Source organism: Pseudomonas sp. 22085 (assembly GCF_052045815.1).
Lineage (GTDB): Bacteria > Pseudomonadota > Gammaproteobacteria > Pseudomonadales > Pseudomonadaceae > Aquipseudomonas > Aquipseudomonas glycinae.
Window position 1 is genome coordinate 44,902 of sequence record NZ_JBQEQA010000032.1, and the last position, 6,654, is coordinate 51,555.

The window sequence follows — 6,654 nt, forward strand, 5'->3', positions numbered from 1 at the left end:
CGCCCCTTGAAGCAGACTTAAAGCCGGGCCAACAATTCCCGTGTCCGGTCGATCGCCATTTGCGCCCGCTGCAATCCGCTCACGCCCTGCTCCAGCAATTTGACCGTGGGAATTTCCAGACTCAGGGGAAGGTTAGCCGGAAGACTGTGCAACAACCCGATCAGGTCACAATCGCCCTCGCCGGGAAACCGGCGCTCATTGCGAGCCTGACGCAAGATCTCGGCCATGTCCGTCGGCCTCGGCCCGGCAACATCGCACAACTGTGCGTAGCGCAGCCGCGAGGCCGGCACACCGGCCAGATCTTCCAGCCGCGAACCGGAGCGGTCAAAGTGAAACGCATCCACCAGCACCGCACCGTTTTCGCGCCCGGCGTTGTCGACGATGCGCGATGCCTGCTTGAGATTGCGCGCATCAGTCCAGGGCATGAATTCCAGATGCGGATGCAAACCGTAGGGCGCTGCCAGATCGCACAGTGCCGCGAAATGATCGGTGAGCCGCTGCTCGTCAGGATCGTTTCCGGCGACCAGCAACTCACTGGCACCGAACTCCGCGCCGACGCTGAGCAGCCGCTCGAAATCAGCGACCACTGTCTGCGGCTTCAATCGAAGGATTTCCACGTCGAGCACGCCGATTCCAGTATCACGCAAACGCGCCAGTGTCTGACGTCTCAAGTCGCCATCGGCTACCAGCGGAAAATGATATTCCTCGGCCGTTGCCGGCTCCAGGCGCAGGCCGACATGGTTGTAACCGGCACGGGCCGCGACCTCGATCATGTCGGGTGGCGACAATTCGAGGACGGTCAGGCTGGCCAGGGACAGAATTCGCTCGCTCATGGCCGCGCCTCGGCCAATTCCGGTGAGGTGGCGTAGCCAATGCCGATTCGAAGGGGCGGGTTCAAGGTGCGATCCTCTTGTGATTGTTGTGGGAATAGCCACTCCATCGACAATTTAGAACCCGGTTCCAGATTATCCCACCCACCTGATTGAAAAGTGGGCGAACAGCGCACAGCTTTGTTTAAACGAACAACTCCGAGGCCAGGCTGGCCGCCGACAATTCCTCGGTAAACGTCAGTAGCAACGGCGCCAGCTCATGCAATCGCGCCCCCGGCATGCGGGCGCTGGGGCCGGCGATGCTGAGCACGCCGATCACCCGGCCATCGGCGGGATGTTTGACCACGGCGGCAATCGCCGAAGTGCCGACCGCCGAGCTTTCTTCCACACAGGCATAGCCCTGTTCCCGGGCCACGCGCAGGCGTTCGAGCAGTTCAATATTGGAGCGCGGCGCGTTGGGCCCGATATCCGCCGGCACCTCCGCGCCCTGGCGCTCGACCAGCGACAACGCCTCGGCATCGCTCATGCACGCCAGCCACGCATGGCCCGACGCGGTGTAGAACAGCGGCGCGTCGCGGCCCATGTCCGGGTCGTAACGCAGACCGATGCGCGCGCCCTGGGCCTTGGCGATCCAGGTCTGGCGCTCGCCGTCGATCACGCCCAGACGCACCAGCTCCCCGGTTTCCTGGGCCAGACGATCAAGCACCGGCTGCACGATGTCGGCACCGCTGCTCGACAGATATTGAAAGCCCATCGCAACCAGTTTGGTCGACAGGTGATAGCGCAATGTCTCCGGATTCTGCCGCACGTAACCCAGGCGGATCAGCTCGGCGAGCAGGCGGTGCGTCGCGCTCTTCGGAATGTCCAGCTGCTCGGCCAGGGTCTGCATCGGCAGCCCGCGCGGTTCACTGGTGAGGCTTTCCAGCACGCTGAAAACCCGTTCGATTTGACTGCCGGCCATGGTGCGCTCTCGGTGAAATTTCGCCGATTCTAGAAGACATCCCGAGGAATGCGAAATCTGGAACCCGGCGTCCGATAACCGCCCACTTTGCGCGTCAGTCAGTTGATCTGCTTCCTCCGCACTGGTTATTTTCTGGAACACAATTCTAAAAACAATTGATTGCTGGAGCCCTTGCTGATGCCTGCCCTTCCCGATATCGACTGCGACGTTCTGGTGGTCGGCTCCGGCGCCGCCGGTTTGTCGGCCGCCGTCACCGCCGCCTGGCATGGCTTGAAGGTCATCGTGGTGGAAAAGGATCCGGTGTTCGGCGGCGCCACCGCATGGTCCGGCGGCTGGGCGTGGTTGCCGTGCAACCCGCTGGCCCGGCGTGCCGGGATCGTCGAAGACGTGGAATTGCCGCGCACCTATCTGCGTCACGAACTCGGCGAGCACTACGACCCGGCCATGATCGACGCCTTCCTTGAAGCCGGCCCGCGCATGGTGGCGTTCTTCGAACAGCAAACCGCCCTGCAATTCGCCGACGGCAACGCCATCGCCGACATCCACGGCGAAACACCGGGCGCCGGCACCGGCGGACGTTCGGTGATTGCCGCCCCCTATGACGGACGAAAGGTCGGGCGCCTGCTCAAGCGTCTTCGTACAACGATGCGCGAAACATCGTTCATGGGCATGCCGATCATGGCCGGTGCGGACCTGTCGGCGTTTCTCAATCTGACTCGCTCGTTGTCGGCGGCCTGGCACGTGACCCGGCGTTTCACTCGCCACCTGCTGGACCTGGCACTGCACGGCCGGGCGATGCAACTGGTCAACGGCGTGGCGCTGGTGGCGCGGCTGGCGAAATCCGCCGAAGACCTCGGCGTTCTGCTGTGGGAGTCGGCACCGGTGACCGAACTGCTGCGCGACGAATCACGCATCACCGGCGCTCGCGTGCACACCGCGAAAGGCCCGGTCACTGTCCATGCGCGCAAGGGCGTGGTGCTCGCGGCCGGCGGATTTGCCAACGACATCGAGCGGCGCAAGGCCTTGTTCCCGCGCACGCCCACCGGTCACGAACATTGGGCGCTGCCTCCGCTGGCAGTCAATGGCGATGGCCTGCGGCTGGGTGAAAACGTCGGAGGCCGGGTCAACACCGATGTGGCCTCGCCAGTCGCCTGGGCACCGGTCTCACAAGTGACGCATTCCGACGGCAGCATCGGCCATTTCCCGCACATCATCGAACGCGGCAAGCCGGGCATCATCGGCGTGCTGCGCAACGGCCAGCGTTTCGTCAACGAAGCCAACGGCTATTACGACTACGTCAGCGCCATGGTCGCCGCCGCCCCCGAGGGCGAAGAGGTCGCGTCCTGGCTGATCTGCACCCGCGCGTTCCAGCGGCGTTACGGGCTCGGCATGTCTCGGCCGTTTCCGGTGCCGGTGTCAGGTTTTATCCGCAGCGGCTATCTGAAAACCGGCGATACCCTGGAGGAATTGGCCGGCGCATGCGGCATCGACGCGAAGGGTTTACGCGCCACCGTCGATGATTACAACCACCATGCCCGGCACGGCGAAGACCCGCTGTTCGGTCGCGGCTCGACGCCGTACAACCGCAAACAGGGCGATCCGGCGCAACAACCCAATCCGTGCGTGGCGCCTATCGAACAAGGCCCGTTCTACGCGGTGAAGGTTCAGCCCGGCTGTTTCGGCACCTTCGCCGGGCTTAAGGTCAACCCGCATGCGCAAGTGCTCGACGCCGAAGACCGGCCCATCACCGGGCTGTACGCGGCCGGTGGCGACATGGCCAGCATCATGGGCGGGCATTATCCGGCGGGCGGGATCAACCTCGGCCCGGCCCTGACTTTCGGTTACATCGCAGCCCGGCACTTGGCGGGCGTCACGGCTTTCGAACAGGAGATCGACCATGCAGCACATCGTTAACAGACAAGGACTGAACCTGCCAAAACTCGGCCTCGGCACCTGGCCGATGCTCGGCGACGAATGCACCCGCGCCGTGGAGCAAGCGCTGGAACTCGGTTACCGACACATCGACACGGCAGCCGCCTACAACAACGAAGACGCAGTCGGACAGGCCCTGGCGAATACGCCGACACCCCGCGAGCAGATCCACGTCACCACCAAGGTCTGGTGGGACCAGTTGCAACCGGACGCCATGCGTCACTCGCTGGATCGCAGCCTCAAGGCGTTGCGCAGCGAGTACGTCGACCTGTTCATGATCCATTGGCCGAGCACCGACTGGGACCTGCCGCGCACCCTTGAAACCCTCGCGTCGTTCAAGGAGCAAGGTCTGGCCCGCAACATCGGTGTGGCGAATTTTCCGCTGCCGCTGCTGCGCAAAGTCGTCGAGGAATACGGCACCCCTCTGTCAGCCATTCAGGTCGAATACCACGTCCTGCTCGGACAAAACGCCCTGCTCGACTACGCCCGTCAACACGATCTGGCCCTGACGGCCTACACGCCGCTGGCACGCAACAAGGTCTCGGAGATTCCACAGATTCAGCAGATCGCTGAAAAACACGGCGTGCTGCCGACCCAAATCGCGCTGAAGTGGCTACTGGATCAGGACAACGTCGCGGCGATTCCCAAGGCCAGCAGCAAAACCAATCAACTGGCCAACCTGGCCTCGCTGAAGGTCGAACTGGATGACGACGACCGAGCGCTGATCGCCGCGCTGCCCAAGCGCGAACGTCAGGTCAGCCCGGACTTCGCGCCGGTGTGGGATGCCTTCGACCGCTGATACCTGACCCGGCGAAAGAAATCCGCCGGCGGATTGAATTCCCGGCGCTCGCGCTCGTCAATAACAGGCCCGACCTCGTCACCCCGAGGCCGGGCCTTTGTGCGTGTGTACGAATAGACGGACGACCGGACTGGCGCCACACTCACACACCAGCAACACTCATCACCACGATCAGACAGAGGATTCCCACATGCTATGGAAAAAAGGCCGACGCAGTGACAACGTCGTCGATGCCCGTGGCGATGATATGGGCGGTGGTGGCGGCATGCGCTTCGGCGGTGGCAAGGGGCTGAGCCTCGGGGCGATCCTGCTGATCGTCGGTATCGGCTGGATCACCGGCCAGGACCCGCTGCAGATTCTCGGCCAGCTCACCGGGCAGATGACCGAACAATCGGCCCCTACTTCGCAAACCCGTCAGGCACCGCCGGCCAACGATGAACAGGCCGAATTCGTGCGCTCGATCCTCGGCGACACCGAAGACACCTGGGGCGCGATCTTCCAGCAGGCCGGCCGGCAATATAAGGATCCGACCCTGGTGCTGTTCAGCAACCGGGTCAATTCCGCCTGCGGTCTGGCGACCTCGGCCACCGGCCCGTTCTATTGCCCGGCGGACCAGAAAGTCTATCTCGACATGGCGTTCTTCCAGGAAATGGCCCAACGCTTCAAGGCCGCCGGCGACTTCGCTCAGGCCTACGTGATCGCTCACGAAGTCGGACACCATGTGCAGACGCTTCTCGGCGTCTCGGCGAAAATTCAGACAGCCCGCCAGCAAGGCCGGCAGATGGAAGGTGACGGCGGTCTGCTGGTGCGTCAGGAACTGCAAGCCGATTGTCTGGCCGGGGTCTGGGCCTACAACGCGCAGAAGCGTCTGAACTGGCTGGAACCGGGCGATATCGAAGAAGCCTTGAACGCGGCGAACGCCATCGGTGATGATCGCCTGCAACAAGAGGGTCAGGGCCGTGTGGTGCCGGACTCGTTTACTCACGGTACGTCGGCGCAAAGGGTGCGCTGGTTCAAAACCGGATTCGCCCAGGGCCAGGTCGGCCAGTGCGATACCTTTGCGGCGAAAAACCTGTAAATGCATAAATGGCTGTTGGCTTTACTGTTCATCGGCGGCACCGCCCAAGCGGCCGGCGTCGACGCAATCAGTCCCGGGCGCCTGCAATTGCAGGCCGGCGAAATGGCAGTGGGCATCGGCCCGGCGCCGGCGAAAATCGAGCGCGTGCTGATCGTCATTCATGGCCGCCTGCGCAACGCCGAGACCTATCGCAAAAGCGGCGAAGCCGCGGCGGAACTGGCCGGGCAAACCGCCAACACCCTGGTGATCGCCCCGCAGTTTCTCAACGAAAGCGATGTGGCGCTCTACTCGTTACCCGCCAGCGTGCTGCGCTGGCAAGGCAACGACTGGATGGGCGGCGGGTTATCCACAGGGCCGAACCCGCTCAGTTCCTACGCCGCACTGGACGAAATCGTCGGGCGGCTGAGCGATCGCAAGCAGTTTCCGGACGTGAAGCAGATCGTGATCTTCGGCCACTCCGGCGGCGCGCAGGTGGTGCAGCGTTATGCGCTGCTGGCCCAGGAACAACCGGCACTCAAGACCGAAGGCATTCGCTTGCGTTATGTAGTCGCCAATCCGTCGTCCTACGCCTACTTCAATGAGCAACGCCCGGTGGCCTTCGATCATGCCAAGTGTCCGGGTTTCAACCGCTGGAAGTACGGTCTGGTGGACCCGCCGATTTACGCGGGCGGACAAACGCCTGCGCAGCTTGAAGGCCGTTACGTCAAACGCGAGGTAATTTATCTGCTGGGCCAGCAGGACACCGACCCGCAACATCCGGCGCTGGACAAGAGTTGCGCCGCCAAAGCCCAGGGGGCTTATCGACTGGAGCGCGGGAAGCTGTTTTTCGGGTACTTGCTGCGTCGCCACCCTGAAGGGGTGAATCAACGCCTGGTCGAAGTGCCCGGCGTCGGGCATAACGGCGACGGCATGCTGACCTCGCCGGAAGGCCAGAAAGCACTGTTCGAGTAATAACTCTGGTGTGGTTTGATCTGGCCCCATCGCTGGCAAGCCAGCTCCCACAATGACTTGCGTGAATACAAATTCTGTATCCGCTACAAATCCCTGTGGGAGC

6 protein-coding genes are annotated in these 6,654 nt (G+C 63.1%); 4 read left to right on the forward strand and 2 right to left on the reverse strand.

Annotation, left to right across the window (positions count from 1 at the left end):
- Window positions 1-17: 17 nt before the first annotated feature.
- A complete protein-coding gene (locus ACTJK7_RS27860) occupies window positions 18-833 on the reverse strand; it encodes a sugar phosphate isomerase/epimerase family protein (protein WP_085655043.1) in 816 nt (271 codons plus the stop codon).
- A 181-nt stretch (window positions 834-1,014) separates the two neighbouring features.
- Window positions 1,015-1,791, reverse strand: a complete 777-nt coding sequence (locus ACTJK7_RS27865) for an IclR family transcriptional regulator (RefSeq protein WP_064382136.1) — start codon at window positions 1,789-1,791, stop codon at window positions 1,015-1,017.
- A gap of 177 nt (window positions 1,792-1,968) precedes the next feature.
- Between ACTJK7_RS27865 and ACTJK7_RS27870 the strand changes: the two genes are divergently transcribed.
- The 4 genes from ACTJK7_RS27870 (at window position 1,969) to ACTJK7_RS27885 (ending at window position 6,551) form a co-directional block, all read left to right on the forward strand.
- Entirely contained in the window at window positions 1,969-3,705 is a 1,737-nt protein-coding gene (locus tag ACTJK7_RS27870) for an FAD-dependent oxidoreductase (RefSeq protein ID WP_323150545.1), read from the forward strand.
- On the forward strand, window positions 3,689-4,522 hold the full coding sequence (locus tag ACTJK7_RS27875) for an aldo/keto reductase (protein WP_108563310.1): 834 nt from the start codon (window positions 3,689-3,691) through the stop codon (window positions 4,520-4,522). Before ACTJK7_RS27870 ends, ACTJK7_RS27875 begins: the two co-directional genes overlap by 17 nt.
- 190 nt (window positions 4,523-4,712) lie before the next feature.
- Window positions 4,713-5,600: a KPN_02809 family neutral zinc metallopeptidase gene (ypfJ, locus tag ACTJK7_RS27880; RefSeq protein ID WP_108563311.1), complete on the forward strand. Its 888-nt coding sequence runs from the start codon at window positions 4,713-4,715 to the stop codon at window positions 5,598-5,600.
- Window positions 5,601-6,551: an alpha/beta hydrolase gene (locus ACTJK7_RS27885; RefSeq protein ID WP_323150543.1), complete on the forward strand. Its 951-nt coding sequence runs from the start codon at window positions 5,601-5,603 to the stop codon at window positions 6,549-6,551.
- The last annotated feature ends 103 nt before the right edge of the window (window positions 6,552-6,654 follow it).

Coding starts and splice junctions, on each gene's coding strand:
- ypfJ (WP_108563311.1), top strand. CDS start 4,713: ATGCTATGGAAAAAAGGCCGACGCAGTGACAACGTCGTCGATGCCCGT.
- ACTJK7_RS27870 (WP_323150545.1), top strand. CDS start 1,969: ATGCCTGCCCTTCCCGATATCGACTGCGACGTTCTGGTGGTCGGCTCC.
- ACTJK7_RS27865 (WP_064382136.1), bottom strand. CDS start 1,791: ATGGCCGGCAGTCAAATCGAACGGGTTTTCAGCGTGCTGGAAAGCCTC.
- ACTJK7_RS27860 (WP_085655043.1), bottom strand. CDS start 833: ATGAGCGAGCGAATTCTGTCCCTGGCCAGCCTGACCGTCCTCGAATTG.
- ACTJK7_RS27885 (WP_323150543.1), top strand. CDS start 5,601: ATGCATAAATGGCTGTTGGCTTTACTGTTCATCGGCGGCACCGCCCAA.
- ACTJK7_RS27875 (WP_108563310.1), top strand. CDS start 3,689: ATGCAGCACATCGTTAACAGACAAGGACTGAACCTGCCAAAACTCGGC.